The sequence below is a fragment of the uncultured Anaerococcus sp. genome, assembly GCF_963510575.1.
GTDB lineage: Bacteria > Bacillota > Clostridia > Tissierellales > Peptoniphilaceae > Anaerococcus.
Genome location: NZ_CAUPFR010000005.1, coordinates 22,600 through 40,972 on the forward strand (window position 1 = coordinate 22,600; position 18,373 = coordinate 40,972).

General features: G+C 36.3%; 15 protein-coding genes and 3 pseudogenes. All 18 read left to right on the plus strand.

From position 1 onward, the window contains the following. Positions 1-9: 9 nt before the first annotated feature. The 18 genes and pseudogenes from RQ907_RS01010 (at position 10) to RQ907_RS01095 (ending at position 17,914) form a co-directional block, all read left to right on the plus strand. Complete coding sequence (locus RQ907_RS01010; protein WP_311491545.1) at positions 10-1,035, plus strand: sigma-70 family RNA polymerase sigma factor; 1,026 nt, start codon at positions 10-12, stop codon at positions 1,033-1,035. A 145-nt stretch (positions 1,036-1,180) separates the two neighbouring features. Further along, complete coding sequence (locus RQ907_RS01015; RefSeq protein WP_311491546.1) at positions 1,181-1,903, plus strand: ABC transporter ATP-binding protein; 723 nt, start codon at positions 1,181-1,183, stop codon at positions 1,901-1,903. Further along, complete coding sequence (locus RQ907_RS01020; protein ID WP_311491547.1) at positions 1,896-3,542, plus strand: hypothetical protein; 1,647 nt, start codon at positions 1,896-1,898, stop codon at positions 3,540-3,542. Before RQ907_RS01015 ends, RQ907_RS01020 begins: the two co-directional genes overlap by 8 nt. Positions 3,543-3,601: 59 nt before the next feature. Next, on the plus strand, positions 3,602-4,396 hold the full coding sequence (locus RQ907_RS01025) for a nucleoside hydrolase (protein ID WP_311491548.1): 795 nt from the start codon (positions 3,602-3,604) through the stop codon (positions 4,394-4,396). Next, entirely contained in the window at positions 4,387-4,881 is a 495-nt protein-coding gene (locus RQ907_RS01030) for an FUSC family protein (protein WP_311491549.1), read from the plus strand. The genes RQ907_RS01025 and RQ907_RS01030 overlap by 10 nt, the downstream gene beginning before the upstream one ends. Positions 4,882-5,170: 289 nt before the next feature. Further along, positions 5,171-6,547 carry a DUF3798 domain-containing protein gene (locus RQ907_RS01035; protein WP_311491550.1) on the plus strand — a complete coding sequence of 459 codons (1,377 nt, stop codon included), beginning with the start codon at positions 5,171-5,173 and terminating at the stop codon, positions 6,545-6,547. 72 nt (positions 6,548-6,619) lie between these two features. Further along, complete coding sequence (locus tag RQ907_RS01040) at positions 6,620-8,197, plus strand: sugar ABC transporter ATP-binding protein (protein ID WP_311491551.1); 1,578 nt, start codon at positions 6,620-6,622, stop codon at positions 8,195-8,197. Continuing rightward, a complete protein-coding gene (locus RQ907_RS01045; protein ID WP_311491552.1) occupies positions 8,190-9,266 on the plus strand; it encodes an ABC transporter permease subunit in 1,077 nt (358 codons plus the stop codon). The genes RQ907_RS01040 and RQ907_RS01045 overlap by 8 nt, the downstream gene beginning before the upstream one ends. After that, positions 9,259-10,383 (plus strand): ABC transporter permease subunit, encoded by a 1,125-nt coding sequence (locus RQ907_RS01050; RefSeq protein WP_311491553.1) that lies wholly within the window; start codon positions 9,259-9,261, stop codon positions 10,381-10,383. Before RQ907_RS01045 ends, RQ907_RS01050 begins: the two co-directional genes overlap by 8 nt. 207 nt (positions 10,384-10,590) lie before the next feature. Beyond that, positions 10,591-11,136, plus strand: a complete 546-nt coding sequence (locus RQ907_RS01055; protein WP_311491554.1) for an ECF transporter S component — start codon at positions 10,591-10,593, stop codon at positions 11,134-11,136. Between the two features lie 51 nt (positions 11,137-11,187). Then, entirely contained in the window at positions 11,188-11,826 is a 639-nt protein-coding gene (locus RQ907_RS01060) for a CpXC domain-containing protein (RefSeq protein ID WP_311491555.1), read from the plus strand. A gap of 45 nt (positions 11,827-11,871) precedes the next feature. Next, a complete protein-coding gene (locus RQ907_RS01065) occupies positions 11,872-12,321 on the plus strand; it encodes a hypothetical protein (RefSeq protein ID WP_311491556.1) in 450 nt (149 codons plus the stop codon). Positions 12,322-12,369: 48 nt separating this feature from the next. After that, positions 12,370-13,173, plus strand: a pseudogene (locus RQ907_RS01070) (radical SAM protein); the annotation flags it as partial. Between the two features lie 3 nt (positions 13,174-13,176). Further along, positions 13,177-14,577 carry a beta-Ala-His dipeptidase gene (pepD, locus tag RQ907_RS01075; protein WP_311491557.1) on the plus strand — a complete coding sequence of 467 codons (1,401 nt, stop codon included), beginning with the start codon at positions 13,177-13,179 and terminating at the stop codon, positions 14,575-14,577. Between the two features lie 663 nt (positions 14,578-15,240). Further along, positions 15,241-15,864 (plus strand): annotated as a pseudogene (locus RQ907_RS01080) (MBL fold metallo-hydrolase); the annotation flags it as partial. 78 nt (positions 15,865-15,942) lie between these two features. Next, positions 15,943-16,785: a class I SAM-dependent methyltransferase gene (locus RQ907_RS01085; protein ID WP_311491560.1), complete on the plus strand. Its 843-nt coding sequence runs from the start codon at positions 15,943-15,945 to the stop codon at positions 16,783-16,785. Between the two features lie 204 nt (positions 16,786-16,989). Beyond that, positions 16,990-17,397: pseudogene (locus RQ907_RS01090) on the plus strand (alpha/beta fold hydrolase); the annotation flags it as partial. Between the two features lie 10 nt (positions 17,398-17,407). Beyond that, positions 17,408-17,914, plus strand: a complete 507-nt coding sequence (locus RQ907_RS01095; protein WP_311491558.1) for a hypothetical protein — start codon at positions 17,408-17,410, stop codon at positions 17,912-17,914. Positions 17,915-18,373: the final 459 nt, after the last annotated feature.

The following is an 18,373-nucleotide window of genomic DNA, read 5'->3' on the forward strand; positions in this document are numbered from 1 at the left end:
GGTGATAAGATGGATAAAATAAATTTAAAAGATAAGGAAACTTTAGAAAAGCTTAGAGATTATCTTGATACAAGCGATTTGAGCGATGAAGAGCTCATTGAAATTGTAGAAGCTATGACAGATGATCAAAGAGAAGAAATTCTAGATATTATTTCTGAAGATGACGACGAAGACTTCGATGATGACGATGACGACCTAATCGGTTCTGCCAAAAAAGGAGTAAATACTTCTCTAGCCCCTATCAGACGCAAGGACATGATGAAATTATCTGACCTAAACAACGAAGAGATAGTGGAGCAATTCCAACTTGGCAACCAAAACGCTCTTTCAGCCCTTGTTGAAAAGAACCAAGGACTTGTAAGAAGCCGTGCCTCATATTTCTTTAGGTCCCACGGCAACGACCTTGACCTAGAAGACCTAGTCCAATCCGGCATGTTAGGCATGATAAGGGCTGCAGAGAAATTTGACCTTACCCTAGGATACAAATTTACAACCTACGCCTACAAGTGGATAGACAAGGCAATCAGAAAGGCCATCAACAAAGAAGGACATACAATCAGGATACCAGCAGGTAAGTACTTAAAATTAAATAAATTAAAACAAATTCTAAAGGCCAATCCAGAAGCAAGCGATGAAGAGATTTACAGAATTCTAGAAAATGAAGGAATAAATAAAAAACAAGCAGATGATTTATTCTTAATCAACAGAAACCAAGTAAATTCCACATCCCTAAACATCAACTTGGATAGTGAAGACTCCACAGGTGATGAGCTGATGGACATGGTAGGCGACGAGTCAACCCCAGTAGATATGCTAATCCTGGAAAAGGATATGGAAAATTTCCTAATGCAGGCTCTTGACCAGCTAACAGACAGGGAAAAGCAAATAATTATTTACAGGTACGGCCTAGACAACGAAAAACCAAAGACTCTAGAGCAAATAGGTTCAATTTACGACTTATCTCGTGAGAGAATAAGACAAATTGAAAACCAGGCCTTAGGTAAGTTAAAGGATTATTCAGATTCAATTGGATAAATTTATAAGCGTCTTTTGCGGACGCTTTTTTTATGCAAAAAATTCTCCGACTGGTAAAATGTTTAAGAGTATATTTTTATGAATATTTATGGAATGAATTTTATTAGTTGTGGTTGTAAAATAATATAAAAAAAGGAAGTGAAATATGATTGAAGTAAAAAACTTTACCAAGGAATATACAGTTCAAAAAAAGGCTGTTGATGATATTTCTTTTGAGGCTAAGGATGGGGAGATTTTTGGGTTTTTAGGCCCAAATGGGGCAGGAAAATCTACTACCATTAAGTCCATCGTCGGTATAAATTCAAAGACCAAGGGCGAAATTTTTATAAATGGGATTAGCCTAGAAGATGACCCTATGACTTATAAAAACCAGTTTTCCTATGTGCCAGATAATCCGGAATTATTCGAAAATTATTCAGGAAATGAATATATAAATTTCATCGCAGATATCTACGGGATTGACACTGAGACTAGGAAGGAAAGGCTAGATTATTACCTAAACTTTTTTGATATCAGAGATGCTATGAAAGACCAAATTTCAACCTATTCTCATGGTATGGCCCAAAGACTTGCCATAATCGGTGCTCTAATCCATGACCCACAAGTTTTAATCCTTGACGAGCCTATGGTTGGCCTTGATGCCAAATCTGCCTACAATCTCAAACAAATTTTAAGGGAGAGGGCAAAGGCTGGCAAGTGCGTCATGTTTTCTACCCACGTTATGGAAGTTGCCCAGGAACTTTGCGATAGAATTGCAATTATTTCTAAGGGCAAAATTATTGCCATGGGCACTCTTGATGAAATCAAACACATAGCCAACAATGACGGCACCCTTGAATCAATTTTCTTGGAGCTTACAGATGAATAAGTCTAATATCCTAACACTCGCCAAATACAGCCTTAAGGAAACATTTTTCCCTTATATGCCAAGAAAAACTGTCCCTGGTATGCCAAAATCATTTTTGGCCAGGCTTTTGATTCTAATCTGGACCTATATATTTTTTGGAACAGTCTTTACAGGAGTTTTTATGGCTTCTGCCCACCTTTATGTGGCAAATGATATGGCCTATATGTACTTTGTGAACTTTGCCATATCCATGACCCTCATGGTATTCTTATTTTACCTACCACAAATTTTCTCAAGCCTCTACACCAAGTCGGCCATAGCCAACTATCAGACTATGCCGATTAGGGAGGGCGAACTCTTTGTAGGCAGGGTCTTTGGTGGAGTTATAAGCTTTGTAGACTTTTTCTTATATTTAATAATTGGTCTTGTTATATATTTTAAACAAGCGGGCTTTGATCCTTGGGTTTTAGTCATGGGGCTAATATTGTATTTGCCAATGGTTTACCTCCCTTATGGGATTTTATCACTTTTCTTACTTGTAATTAAAAAGTTTACCAATGTCAATAGGCACGCTAAGCTCTTTAAGACAATTGGCTATTTAATCATGTTCACCTTTATGGGTGGGATTTACTATTTTTCCTTCAATGGTGGAAGACAGACAGGGATGGGAATGAATGTCAATCTTAGTCAGATTACAGACATTTTGAGTACAGTATCAAATATATTTTTTAATGCAAAAATATACGGCCTAGCTATTGCAGGAACACTTACCCAAAGGCTAATTTTTACAGGATTACTTTTAGGATTGTGTTTGGTTTTGACTTTTATTTCCTATAAACTAGCCGATAAGTTTTATTACGAAGCTGTTTTTGACGAACACCTCGACACTTCTAAGAAAGAAGTAAGTGTCAGCAAGGATATAAAAATCGAAGCGGGAAGCCAATTTAAGGCTATTTTAAAAAAGGATTTAAAGACGCTTTTTTCAAATGTAGTTTTTTTGGCAGCACCAATCACATCTACAATCATGATTGTAGCTATAGGTTTAAGTCAGTCTTCGGTTATTTTTAGGGAAACTCAGATTGATACCAAGGCTCCAGAATTTTTGCTAACAGCCTTTTTGATTTCCATCGGAGTTGGTATTTTTATTTGGCTTAACGGCGGTCTTGCCAATTCATCTCTTTCAAGGGAAGGAAGGAGTTTTTACCTAATCCAGACCTTGCCAATAGACCCAAAAAGCCACATGCTAGCAAGGTTTGTTTCATCCTACTCAGTAGTTTGTGGGTTTAACTTTATTATTGCCATAGCCTTTGGCATCTTGTTAAAATTGACAATTTTAGGAGCTTTGTTAATATTTTTAGGACTTTGTCTTTCAGGCGCCTTTGCAACTATAATCAGCCTTTACTTGGGGACTTTTATGATCTACACCCAGTGGAAAAAACCTCAAGACATTCAGAAGGGTGGAGGATTAAAAGCAGCAGGTATTTATCTTGCTTCCTTTGCTTTCTTGGCTCTTATAGGCTTTATAGTTTATGTAATAACTGAAGCAAGTGACAATATATTTTTAGGGGCAGGAGTAGCTATCCTACTTGTCTTGCTTATTACTTTTGTAGTTATAAAAGCTTGTCTAAAAAAATACACCAGGGGCTTTATGGACGTATAAAAATCCGGCTTTAAAAAGCTGGATTTTTTAGTATAGTAGGTAACTAGAAAGGAAGAATTATGGAATATCAAAAACCCTTTATTTATATAGATACAAACTTCAGTCCAGCTGACGGACTTTTTGTAAAAATGGCTCTAGATTCCTTTGACTTTGAACTTGTAGGATTATCTGCTAACAAGTCCTATATGTCAAGTGAATCTGCTGGAGCAAATATTTTAGGCCTTGTAAATAGCGAATATTTATTTTTGTCAGTAGCAAAGAATTTTGATGATAAGAAATCAAAGCACGATGAGGAAATTTTCACACCAGTGGCCGACTATCTCGAAGAAGTCGACGCCTATGAAAATCTTTATGACTTGGCATCTGATTGTGGAAGGCTAGATATAATCGCATCTGGAGATCTTTCCAATATAGCTAAGGCCATTCGTGAATTTGAAGACTTCACTGACTTCATTGACCATATTTTCTTACTAATCCCGGATTTAAAGGACTTATCAAAGGAGGACTTGACAGACCTAGATTTGGTTTTATCTTCAGGCATCGATTTATTTGTCATTGACCAAAACTTTGCCAAAAACTTTGTCTTAGAAGAAAAAGATTTGGCAAATATCATAAAAAACCATCCACAAATGGAAAAACTTTTGAAATCCTACGACGGGGAGCCACTAATAGGCGCTCTACTTCTCTACCTATCCCAAAGGCCAGAAGCCTTCATTTTTGAAGAAGCGGGCCTTAAGGTGAATTTCGAGGAGAAAATTCTTGAGAAAACAAATTCCAGACCGAAAGCCTACCTGGTAAATAAGGTCAACGAAGAAAGTTTTTACGATTATTTAAGAGCTGTCCTATGCAAATAAAATTCCCAGGTCCAAGGATAAGAAAAACAGGTCTTGCAGTTTTGATATCGATGATAATTTCCCACTACAGACCAGGCGAAGGCCTCGCCTTTTATTCAGCGATTGCAGCCATTATCTGCATGCAACAAAATGTCCACCAGACCTTCCACAAGGGCCTAGGCAGGATAATTGGAACACTTTTTGGTGGCACAATTGGCCTAACTTATCTTTTGACCTTTCCAAATAAAAAAATTCCAGATATTGTGGGCCTCTTTGTAATTGCCATCCTTGTTACTATGATTATCTGGGTGATGTCCATGATAAATAAAAAGGACGCTGTTTCCATAGCTGGCATTGTGTTTTTGTCTGTAACAATTAACCATGCTGGCGACCTTGTCCCCTTTAACTTTGCCCTAAACAGGGTTATTGACACCTTGATAGGTGTTCTTGTCGCTTTTTATGTAAATTATATAGATTTCAAATTAAAAGAAATATTAGAAGCTTAATTTCTTTAAAAAATATACAAGTCATTCCAAGCTAAGGATCCTATAGAAGGATTTTAGCTTGGTTTTTTATTTGAGAATTTTTTTGAGAATTGCCTTATATTGAAATTAATTTTTCGTTTTTGCATGAAAATAATAAAAAAATAAAAAAAATTAATTCCTGGGAAAATGATAACAATGTTAAGATACTAAGACTTGTACAAAATACTTGCGAAAGAATTTATTAAATCTATTTGACAATGTAATAAAGTGAGTATATAATTATCACTATAATATGATAAAGGAGTAATAAATGAAACCGATGATGAAGAAAATGACATCACTATTTTTATTGGCTTTTGTATTTATGGGCCTAGTTGGATGTCAGAAAGTAGACGATAAAGCTGAAAAAAATGATTCAAAGCAAGAGGCGACTGAGTCTAATGATAAGACTAACAAAGATGCTGGCGAAGTAGCAGTAAATAACAAGGCTAAGTTTGAAAAGCTTAAAGAAGGGGAAGACTTCCATATAGGAATTGTAAGTTCTACAGTATCTCAAAGTGAGGATGAGTTCCGTGGTGCTCAAGCTGCTATGGAAAAATATGGTAAGGCTTCTGAAGGAGGAATAATCGTTCACGATACATACCCAGACAAAATTGAAACTGAAATGGAAACAACAATTTCCAAGATTAAGGCTATGGCTGACGATCCAAAGATGAAGGCAATTATTGTAAACCAATCAGTACCAGGTACAACAGCAGCTTTCACAGATATTAGAAAATCTAGACCTGATATTATCCTTGTAAACCTAACTCCACAAGAAGACATCTTAATGACTTCAAATGTGTCCGACCTAGTTGTGGATGCTGATAATATTTCTAGGGGCTACAGGATGATTAAGGCAGCTCAAAAGATGGGAGCTAAGAAATTTGCTCATATTACCTTCCCAAGGCACATGGCAATCGAAACTCTTGCTATTAGACGTGCTATCATGGAAGAAGCTTGTAAGGACCTGGGCATGGAATTCATTTCTTTAAATGCACCAGACCCTACAACAGATATTGGTACACCAGGTGCTCAACAATACCTAGCTGAAAATATCGGTCCATGGATTGAAAAATATGGAAAAGATACAGCATTCTTCACAACTAACGATGCTCTTACAGAACCACTTTTAAGAGGAGTTGCTGCAGGTGGAGCAATCTTTGTTGAACCAGACCTTCCAAGCCCAATCATGGGTTATCCATCAGCTTTCTCTATAGGTCTTGATGATATAGCAGGCGATTGGCCAGCAATCTTAAAGAGAGTAGAGCAAGTTGTAATCGAAAAAGGTGGCAAAGACAGAATGGGTACATGGGCATATTCACTTGGATATACCAGTACAGTTGCTGCTGTTGACCTAGTTATAGATGTTTTAAATGGCAAGGCTGATATAAATAATCCTGATGATATTAAAAAGGCCTTTGAAGGTGAAACTAAGGGAGCTAAGTGGGTTGTTTCAAAGATGATCAATATGGCAGACGGTAAGGAACTTCCAAACTACGCTCTTGTTGCCCAAGATACTTATGTATTTGGTAAGGGCTACCTAGGAATGACAGAAGAAAAAGTTGATTATAAGTACAGAAAGATCAACGTAGACGTTGATGATATGGTTGAAAAGCAAAAAGAATCCGAAGGTAAATTCGAATAAAATTTTAGCCTAAGCAGCGGAATGTTTCGACCCTGCTTAGGCTTTGCTAAGTAAAAGAGAAGTGAGTTATAGATGTTAATGGAAATTAGGGGCCTGAGTAAGAGCTTTGGTCAAAACAATGTATTAAAAAATGTAAATTTTACTATCGATGAGGGTGAAGTTGTAGGTCTTGTTGGAGAAAACGGGGCTGGCAAGTCTACCTTAATGAATATTATCTTTGGTATGGAATTTATTAAAAATACTGGTGGATATGAAGGAGAGATAATCCTCAATGGGGAAAAAATAAGCTTCAAAAACCCAATTGACGCCTTAAAGGCGGGAATAGGCATGGTCCACCAGGAATTTTCCCTCATACCAGGTTTTACTGTTGCTGAAAATGTAACTTTGAACATGGAAAATACTAAAAAGACACCGATGTCAGCTGTCTTTGGCAAGGGCTATGAGCTAATAGATGCCAAGGCTAATATAAAAGATACAGAGAATACCTTAGATAAGCTAGGAGTTGATTTAAACCCAAAGGAATATGTGAGTGAACTACCTGTTGGTCACAAGCAATTTATAGAAATTGCCAGAGAAATAAAAAGGGAAAATATTAAACTTTTGATAATGGATGAGCCAACAGCAGTTTTAACTGAAAGTGAAGCGGATATTTTAATCTCTTCCCTAAAAAAACTTTCTGAAAAGGGCATAGCTATTATTTTTATTTCTCATAGACTAAGAGAAATCCTAGACCTTTGTGATAAGGTAATAGTCCTTAGAGATGGGCAAATAGTTGAAGATAAGCCGGCAGCAGGCCTTAACATTAAGCAAATTGCAGGTTGGATGATGGGCAAGTCAAATAGGACAGCCTATGTAGATGATGACCAAAGAAAAATCAACGAGGAAGACATAATCTTTGAAGCCCAAAATCTTTATGTAGAAATGCCAGGTGAGATGGTCTACGATGCTAATTTTAAGGTTAGACGTGGGGAAATCTTTGGTCTAGCAGGTCTTGCTGGCCAGGGTAAACTCGGTATTGCCAACGGTATTCTTGGAACCTACCCTGTAAAGGGAAGAGCCTTCTTTAATGGTCAAGAGCTAAAATTAGCGGATACAAGTTCTATTTTGAAGAAAAAAATCGCCTTTGTATCTGAAGACAGGTGTGGTGTGGGACTTTTGCTTGGCGAAGATATAGCTCTAAATATAGCCTTTAACGCCATGGAAGTTTTCGATAAGTTCATAAAGAAAATTTTTGCTTTTAAATTTAGGGATGACCAGGCAATCCTGGATAATGCCAACAAATATATAGATAGCCTTGCCATAAAGACCCAGGGACCTCATGAACTTGTAGGTAGGCTTTCTGGTGGAAACCAACAAAAAGTGTGCTTAGCCAAGGCCTTTTCAATGGATCCTGATTTATTATTTGTATCTGAACCAACTAGGGGAATTGATATAGGAGCCAAGAGGCTGGTTTTGGATTCCCTTAAAAAAACTAACAGAGAAGATGGCACAACTATAATTATGATTTCTTCAGAACTTGAGGAACTCCAATCGGTTTGTGATAGGATAGGAGTTGTCTGCGAGGGCAAAATCGTGGATGTCCTTGATCCTGATGCTAGTGCGGAGGATTTTGGTTTGCTAATGAGTGGAGAGGAGCTAGGAAATGAATAAAATTAAAGACTTCGTTGCGAAAGTTGGTATAGCAAGATTTATTATTGCCCTATTTTTGCTAAGCTTATTTATAGCAGCTCCTGCCGCAGGGATTAGCGTAAAAAGTTCACTAGAAAACGTAATTGCAAGATTTGGTATGTTTGCTATCCTAGTTTTATCTCTGATTCCAATGATTGAAGCAGGATGCGGTCTTAACTTCGGCATCCCAATCGGTATAGTAGCAGGAATTTTAGGTGCAGTTATTTCCCTAGAATTTAATATCACAGGCTTTGGAGGCATCTTCCTTGCCATGGCTATCGGCGCTATAATTGGAGTGGTTTTTGGTTTTGTTTATGGACTTTTACTTAACAAAATCATCGGTGATGAGATGTTGATTTCAACTTATGTTGGATTTTCATTCACAGCCTTTATGTGTATAGCCTATGTATTTTTACCTTTCAAGAATCCAGTTTCAGTCCTATCTTATGGGGGAAGCGGCCTTCGTCAGCAAATCCCTGTTTCTGATTATTGGATGAAAAATGTTGAAAGTGCTACAGGAGGAGTAAATTCTGTAGGACTTCTTTCGGATTTTTTGGCCTTTGACCTTTTTGGAGTTAGGATTCCTATCGGGATGCTTTTGTTTTTTGCTATCATGGCTTTCCTAGTTTGGGGACTTTTTAGGACAAAAACAGGTACCGCCATGTCCGTAGTAGGATCTAACTACGAATACGCTAAGGCGAGTGGTATTAATATTAAAAAGGTAAGACTTAAAGCTATTGTTCTTTCAACAGCAATCGCAGCTATGGGTATAGTTGTCTACCAGCAATCCTATGGTTTTATCCAGCTTTACCAAGCACCAGCATCCTTTACCTTTCAGACTGTTGCATCAATTTTAATAGGTGGGGCGACCTTGAATAAGGCAAAGATTAGCCATGTAATCATAGGTACCCTTTTATTTCAAGGGGTAATAACCCTTACCCCTACAGTTATCAATGGACTTTTGTCTATAGATGTTTCAGAAGTTATGAGACTTATCATAACAAACGGAATGATAGTTTACGCTCTCACAAGGAGGATTGACAATGATTAAAAATAAATTTTCAACCAGACACCTTGTCCCTGTAATGTTTATGGTAATTTGTTTGGTGGGTTACATCCTTAGTGGGGCCCAGCTAGGATTTATTACAAGCGAGCTTGCAAATAGACTTGTCCGTAATACCTTCCTAGTTTTAAGCTTGATTATCCCAATCATTGCAGGTATGGGTATAAACTTTGGTATTCCACTAGGCGCCATGGCTGCCCAGGTAGGTCTAATTTTCTCCCAAGATTTAGGTTTTACAGGCCTCCTGGGAATAGCAGTGGCTGCTGTGATTGCTTTTCCTATTGCTATAGTCCTTGGTTTATTTTCGGGCAATGTCCTTAATAGGGCCAAGGGTAGAGAAATGATTACATCTATGATGCTTTCATTTTTTATGCTTGGTGTTTATATGCTTGTAATCATGTTTTTTACAGGAACTATTATTCCAATCAGGGATAAGTCAATGCTCTTATCTTCAGGAGTTGGAATTAAAAACTCTATTACACTTACAACAGCAGGTGCTCTTGATAATGCTTTGAAATACAGGATTCAAATACCTTTAGGCAATGATCAAATAAAATTTGATGTGCCAGTTTTAACTATTTTTATAATAGGAATCTTATGTGTATTTATCACCTACTTTAAAAAGACTAAGCTAGGCCAAAACATGAGAGCTGTTGGCCTTGACCAAGATGTAGCCAATAACTCAGGCTTAAATGCTGATAAGATTAGGGTAAAATCTATTGTTTATTCAACAGTTCTTGCAGCCTTTGGTCAGTTAATCTATCTTCAAAATATCGGCACCCTTGCAACTTATGCAGGCCTTGACCAAGCAGCCTTATATGCAGCTGCGGCCCTCCTTGTAGGAGGAGCATCAATCCTAAAGGCCTCTATAGTTAATGCAATTATAGGTACAGCCCTCTTCCACTTGATGTTTATAATCATGCCACTTGCTGGAAAGGAAGTGACAGGAGATGCCATGGTTGGAGAATTTTTAAGAACCTTTATATCCTATGCCATAGTTACAATATCATTAATCCTTCACGAATATAATAGGAAAAAGGAAATCAAGGAAAATAGGCTAAAAGCAATAGATACTAACCAAAAAGTTGACAAGGTTAGTGGTTAAGATAGAAAATATTTTTTCATAGATTTTAGAAGCTAGGAAGTCTAGCTTCTTTTTTGATTTCAAAGCTAAGGCGTAAAAAAATTAAAAATCGAATTCGCATTTCTTTTGATTTTTTTAAGGAAATTAGTTTGGATAAAATTTTCACAATTTACTCCTTTATGGTATAATTTATAAGACTTGATGTCAAATATGAAAAAAGGAGTTAGTATGAAAAAATTAAGCACACAGAAACTTGTATATATGGCGCTTTTTGCAGCTCTTGTGTACATATTTTCGAGATTTTTCCAAATCCCTATAGTAACCCCTCTTGGTCAAACAAGGTTCCACTTAGGAAACGTATTTTGCCTACTTGGTGGTATTTTATTAGGGCCAGTTTACGGTGGTATCTCAGCTGGAGTTGGTTCTGCGCTTTTTGATTTATTTGATCCGGTATATTTTACAAGTGCACCAATTACCTTCATCACCAAGTTCGCTATGGCTTTTGTGGCAGGTATAATTTACAAAAACAGAGATAAGGTTGTAAACCCACCAAAGCTAGTTATAGCAGGCGCTTTAGGTCAAATCACCTATGTAATTTTATACTTAGGCAAGACATTTATCAAAAACAGACTTGTTTTAGGTTTGACTATGGAAGCAACCATGGCAGAAGTTATCCAAAAGGGTTCTGTATCAATGGTAAATGCTGTTATTTCTGTAATTGTAGCGACAATCCTAGCTATTCCTCTACTTAAGGCTGTAAAATTCGAAGATTAGGATAATTTTTGGGTAAATATAAGGTAAGCTTAAGAAAGAGAAAGGTTTGATATGGAAAAAAGAGAAAAAGTATTTGAAATAACTTGTCCTAAGTGTGGTCATAAATTTGAACAGAGTCTGCCAACAGCGATTTTTTCTTCAACAGTAGAAAAAGATGAGATTCTTTCGGGGAAATTTGGAAATATAACCTGTCCGTCATGTGCGAATGAATTTATTTTAAATTATCGTTTTGCCTATACGGATGAGGCGAATCTTTTTATGGTTGTAAATGACCCAGCCTTTGTGGATAAAAAGGCAAGACTTGCTTTTTCAACAGGTTTGGGACTCATTGGGGCAGCTCGCAAAGACGAACTTATCAAGCACACCCTAAGGCTTACCTATAATTACAAAGCTTTGAGGGAAAAAATAGCTATTTTCGAAGCAGGTTTGGATGATAGGGTAATCGAACTTATGAAATATTTCCTAATCAATAGCGAAGATTTTTCCTATAAATCAGACCAGGTTAAGGACTTTATTTTTACTGACAAAAAGGAATTTTACCTAGAAACTGTCCTAAATGTGGGGCTAAAATTAGACTTTTCCGACCTGCTTTACGAGACAATCCTAAGTAATTACGGAGAAGCTATCAAAAAAGATAGGTCCTACCTTGTTGACAGGGCCTGGGCAGAAAATTTCCTAAAGGCAAATTAAAAGAGGGCTTAGGCCCTTTTTTGCTTGAAAAATAATGGGGGCAAAATGAAAATATACCTTAAAGATCAAAATAAAAGAAAAATATCCTATGATATCTTAAATATTTTCCTAGATCACGAAGATATAGATTTTTCTGATGATAAAAATGGTGCAGAAATCAAAATCGAAGATGAGTCGGTGAATATTTCTGGCAAAGATTTTGCTTTTAAAACCAACCAAGATTTAAAAATTATTTTATATGAATATTTGACAGAAAAAACCGGCTACAAGTCACCTTGGGGGACTCTTACTGGTTCTAAACCGTCAAAGCTTTTGAAAAATAAAACTTTAGAAGAAATTAAAAATACTTATAAACTTTCTGATGAAAAATTAATGCTTCTGGCAAAGGTAAAGGAAAACCAGGATAGGCTCAACATTTCTCCAGAAGATTTTAGCCTTTATATCAATATACCTTTTTGTCCGACCAGGTGTGATTATTGTTCCTACCCGACCTAGGCCGGCGCCCACCACGACAAGGGAGCCTAAGTAGACTACCTTGCCAAGGAAATTGAGGGGATAAATTTGCCGGAAAAATTAGATGCCATCTATATAGGTGGGGGCACTCCTTCTTTTTTAGGTCATAGAGAAATTGAAAAAATTCTCCAAGCCATAAATCAAAAATTTACCTACCAGGAACTTACCTTTGAGGCTGGCAGGGAAGATACCTTGGATTTTAAAAAGCTTGAAATTTTAAAGGCAGGTGGAGTTTCAAGGATTTCTTTAAATCCTCAGACCTTTAACAGAGAAATTTTGAAAAATCTAAATAGGGACATAGATATGGAGCATTTTCTTAAGATTTATAAATTTGCTAAGGACTTGGGTTTTATCGTAAATATGGACTTTATAGTGGGACTTGAGGGTGAAAGGAGTGGAGATTTTGCTAAAAATTTTGCTATTTTAAAAGACCTCCTCCCAGATAATATCACCTTCCACGCTCTCGCCATAAAATCAGGTTCCAAATATAACGAAAAAGGTAAGACCGGGGAGAGAGAAGATTCCATAAAAATTGCCGATAAGATAGGGGAGTTTACAAGGGAAAATGCCTACGAACCCTACTACCTATACAGGCAAAAAAATATTATTTCAAACCTCGAAAATGTTGGTTACCAAAGAAAATCTACAGCCCAGAGGTATAATGTAATCATAAATGAAGAAATTGGTTCAATTCTAGGCCTTGGGATGAATGCCAATTCAAAATTGATATCTGGTAAAAAGTTTAGAAACCCTAGAAATCTCAGGGATTATTACCAGGATTTTGAAAAAAATCTCATGGCAAAGAATGAAATGATAGAAGAATTAAGGAGATAAAAAATGAATTACTCTGACCAAGTTATAAAATATTTTAAAGAATTAGCTAAAATTCCTAGGGAATCTGGCAATGAAAAAGAGGTTTCAGACTTTTTGGTAAACTTTGCCAAGGAAAGAAATTTAGAAGTCAGCCAAGATGAGGCCCTAAATGTAATTATCAGAAAACCAGCAAGCGCAGGCTACGAAGACCATGCTATTGTTGCCCTCCAAGGTCACATGGATATGGTTTGTGTAAAGGTTGAAGGAAGTGACCACGATTTTGCCAAAGACCCAATCAAATTATTAGAAGAAGATGGTTGGATTACAGCAGATGGAACTACTTTAGGGGCTGACGATGGAATTGGTGTTGCCTTTATCTTAGCAGTTTTAGATGATGATAGCCTAAAACACGGCCCAATCGAAGCAATAATTACAACCGAAGAAGAAACTTCTATGGGAGGGGCAGGTAAGCTTGATCTTTCTCAAATTACAGCCAAATACCTAGTGAATATCGACTCCGAAGAAGAAGGCATCCTTACAGTAGGATGTGCAGGTGGACTTGACCTTGAAATCGAGTTTGATAAGAAATTCGAAAAGGCAGAAGGCGACTTTATTGAAGTTGGCCTAAAGGGCTTTGCAGGTGGCCACTCAGGTATGGAAATTGACGAGTTTAGGCTAAATGCCAATAAAACTCTAGGCAGACTATTAGAAGGCATCGAAGGCCTACAAATCGCAACAATTTCAGGTGGAGTTAAAAGAAATGCAATCGCATCTGCAGCTAGAGCTATTGTTGCAGTTCCTAACAAAAAAGATGTGACCAAACTTATAGAAGAAAGAATTGCTCAAGTTAAGAATGAATACAAAGACGTTGATCCAAATGGAGAAATTTGGGTAAAAGAAGCTAGTTTTGATGGAGAGGTTCTAACAAAAGAACTTTCTAAAAACATCATTGACCTCCTCTTTGTAATCCCAGACGGCCTTTATAAAAAAGTAGGAAATTCAATCGTAACCAGCTCAAACCTTGGTCTTATCGAAGATAGGGATAAGGTAATTTGGATATCTTCAATGTTCAGATCAGAAATAGACTCCCAAAAATTCTACAAAGCAGCAATCTCAAAGAAAATTGTAGAAAAATTTGGAGCAAGGGCAGAAATTACCAGCGAATATTCAGGTTGGCAAAGAGAAGACAGCCCAATAATTGACCTAGCCAAAGAAGTTTGGAAAGATGTCCATGGCGATGAAATGCAAATAGCAACAACCCACGGTGGTCTAGAATGTGGACTCTTCAAGAAAACCCTAAAAGACACCGAAATGATCTCCTTCGGCCCAGAAATAGAAGGCGCCCACAGCCCAGATGAAAGAGTAAACATAAAATCTGTAGAAAATAACTTTAAATTCTTAGTAGAACTATTAGAAAGAATCTAAGGAAAAAGCAACCACCACGTTTTTAAATGTGGTGGTTTTTATGTGGAAAATTATAAAATATTTGGAAACCAGTGGTATAATTAAATTGATAATCGATATCATTTAATGAAAGAGGGCGCTTAATAGTGACCTTATAAAGTGTATATTGATAGGTATTTTGGGTTCCATATGTGCTTTTATATATTATAAAGGATTTTTCATATTGTTTTGAGCATAAACGAAAAGTATTTAAAGCTTGGATGGTTTGTATTTTTAATAAGTGCTTTTGGCATAATCTTAGGAGGTGCTTATCAGATTCAGTGTGCCTACTTAGGTTTTTTATCAAGATACGAAAATAAGGGAGCTTTTTATGAATTTTTAAAATTTTTAAAACTCCAGGCAAAAATAGTTTTTGGAATTGGTTTTAGCAAATATAGCAATTGCATTGCTGATTTTATTTGGATTTACGGTATTTCCAAGCTGGCAAGCTTTATTTATACCTATATTCCTCCTTATTTTTACTTCGATAATCGAGAGACTTCCTATGATTATTCGCGGAGATTGGTTTAACTTATTATATTTTATTTACTAGATATCTTTACTTATTAGTTTTAATTAGAATTTTTTAGGAGCAAATCTATGAAACTTTTATATTTTTTTGATGATAAAGTAAAGCCTATTACCATGCGTGGGAAATTTTACTGTAAGCCAGAAGATACTGGCATCCTCCTTGATGGGATAAGTGCCATTAGAGAATATGATGTAAATCTATGGTTTTATACCAAAAATGGAAGAACCATTGCTTTTGATAGCGGTCACATCAACTATGATAGTATAGATAAGGAGTTTAAGAAAATAAAAATAAATCCAGATGAAATCAGACATTTATTTTTAACACATCTAGATGTTGATCACGCCGGCGGAATTGATATAACAGGCAGGAATATTTTTCCAAATGCTCATGTCTACATCGGTGCCGATGAAGAGAAATATATGACAAAAGAAATTCGAAGAAAGGCAATATTTCATAACTGTGTGAAAATCGCAGATGGTTGGACTCCAATCAAAGATGTTTCAATCTTTGAGGTTGATGGAATAAAGGTGGAAGCCATTCCTGTTCCTGGGCATACTGTAGGCCATACTGTTTATGTTGTTGATGATAAGATTTTAATTTCTGGAGATTGTCTTGCTATTAATGAAAATGGTGGTTATGCTTTCTTTGACTTTTTCAATCAAGATTCAAAGAAGAATAAAGAGTCTTTAGTTAAACTAAGAGATAGGTTAAAAGATTATGATTTAAAATATGTTTGTACCGGACATAGTGGAATACATCCTTATTCTGCAAAGATTTTTGAGCATATTGATAAGAGTGCAATCTTTGGTAAGATGACTCCATTTCACAAGGATGGGGAATACAATGTTTTTGATAAGAAAACAAAACCTAATTACGGAAACTGGCTTCCTAAAAGATTGTTGAAGGTTAAGATTATTGAAAGTCTAGTATGTCTTATTTTATTCATCTTATTTGGTGTAAGTGACCTTATCCTTCAAGGAAGGCAAAGGATTGTCTGGGGAATTATCCTAGGAATAGGATGCCTTATACTCCTATTAATAACTATGTGGGTTAGCATCTTATATAGGAGCTTTGATTACAAGGGTAAAAGAAAGCTCGCTAAAGTTATAATAGAGGGGACTGCCGACTATGTAAAGCTCCAAGATGGTGGAGTGGGCTTAGATGTGGGCTGTGGCAGTGGAGCCCTTACTATAGCCTGTGCAAAAAGAAATCCAAAAGCGACCATGGTGGGTTGTGACATATGGAGTGGTCCATACAAGGCCGAATTTTCAAAGAAGCTCTGTTATGACAATGCTAAGGCTGAGCAAGTAGAAAATGTGAGATTTGAAGAAGGAAATGCAGTGAATCTTCCTTTTGAAGATGAAAGTTTTGACCTAGTGACTAGCAACTACGTTTATCATAATATAATGGGGCAAAATAAACAAAAACTGTTATTGGAAACGTTTCGTGTGCTAAAAAAAGGTGGAGTATTTGTTATTCATGATTTGATGAATAAGTCAAGATACGGAGATATGAGTAAATTTATTGAAAAGCTTAAAAAAGATGGCTATGAAGATGTGCAATTAATTGACACAACAGATGGTCTTTTTATGGATCCTAAAGAAGCTTTATTGTTAGGGCTTCACGGCTCAACTCTTCTTATTGGGAGAAAATAATAAAATTAAATATAAATTAGTATAAAAAATTAGAAAATTTCTGGGGCATGCAAGATAAAATATAAGAGTTTTTATTCCTTATTATTTAAAGGTCCTATGAAGAAATTTCTTATAGAAAAATATGACAAGGCGTATGGTTCAGAAATTATTAATTGGTAAAAATTTGTAAAATTGTGATTAATTAATTATAAATGGAGTAGAAATGAGTTGGGCTTGATGGCAGTGCCTTTTACCTATGCCTTTATCATTGGGACAAGTAGGATCAAAAATAAGAAGCCCATACTTAAATTTTTATTAGATAAGCTTATGGGCAAGGATAATTTAAGTGTAATAGAAATGACCTATCCGCAAATATCAAAAAATACGATTAAAAATGCCTGTAAATTTATCTATTATTACAAAATTCCAAAAAATTTAAGTAGGTTTTCAAATCCAGTATTATTTTGGCGAGGAAGCGATGATCTAATTCCTGCAAAAAGTGAAAAGATATTAAGAGAGTATATTCCACAAATGGGAACAGAAGTATTTGAAAGAATTGGTCACGGACAATTTCTTCATGAACATCCCAAAGAATACGCTGAAAAAGTAAAACTATTTTTGAAAGACAAATAAGGAGAACATTATGGATATAACAAGAGCAATATTAGATGGAATTGCAATGGCTGCTATATTTAACGGTTCGGTGGCAGCTTTTGTACTGATTAACCCGAGATTTTTCTTCGATTCCTATCCAAAGGGAATACAAAATTCGGCTACAGAAAAGATGACAAAAGAAGAAAAAAGAATAAATTTAATACTTACGATTATAATTTCAGGAATCGTATTTATATATGGAGTGACCTCACTTTTACATACAGGAATTAGAGGACTTAGAGATCTTTTTTGGATGAGCTATATTCAGTGGACAATATTAAACTTGGGAGATTTCCTTCTATTGGATGTACTTTTGTTCCAAGGAAAGTACAAGGATAAGATAGTAATACCAGGCACAGAAGGACATGAGGACTACGAATTTGGAAATTGGATGAAGCATTTGGCCATTAAGGAACATTTCATCTTGATGCCATTATTACTAATTCCAATAGCATCTATAGTCCAGGCCTGGATAGTGGTGTTACTGGGATTATAAAATAAAATTTGAAAGATATGATTAATTTGTGACACATAAGAAGCACGAGAAAAATACTTTTAAAAATGTGATTGATATATGATAATAATAAGCAAAATATGGCAAAATCCAAACGGGCCTAGCAAAATCTAGAACTTAGAAAATAATTCTATTATTTACCAAGCGAAGATTTTTAATCGAAGGTTGCGTCAAGAAAACTGATGGCAAGCCCGTCCGGCTCGTTGAGGACTGAGCGATAGCGAGTTATCAGTTTTAGCAACCTGACGATTAGAAATCAGTTGGGAGTTAAGAAAACTAATACGAAGTCATTCCACTTAATAAAGAGGTTTGCCGTAGGCAAACACAATATCCCCCGCTAGGGGTCGCCCGGAGGGGGTAAGTCTACACGAGCCGACGGGCTTGTCGGGGGTTTAAGGGGGACCCGATGTGGGAACATCCTGCCCTAGCGGCCGAGAGCGA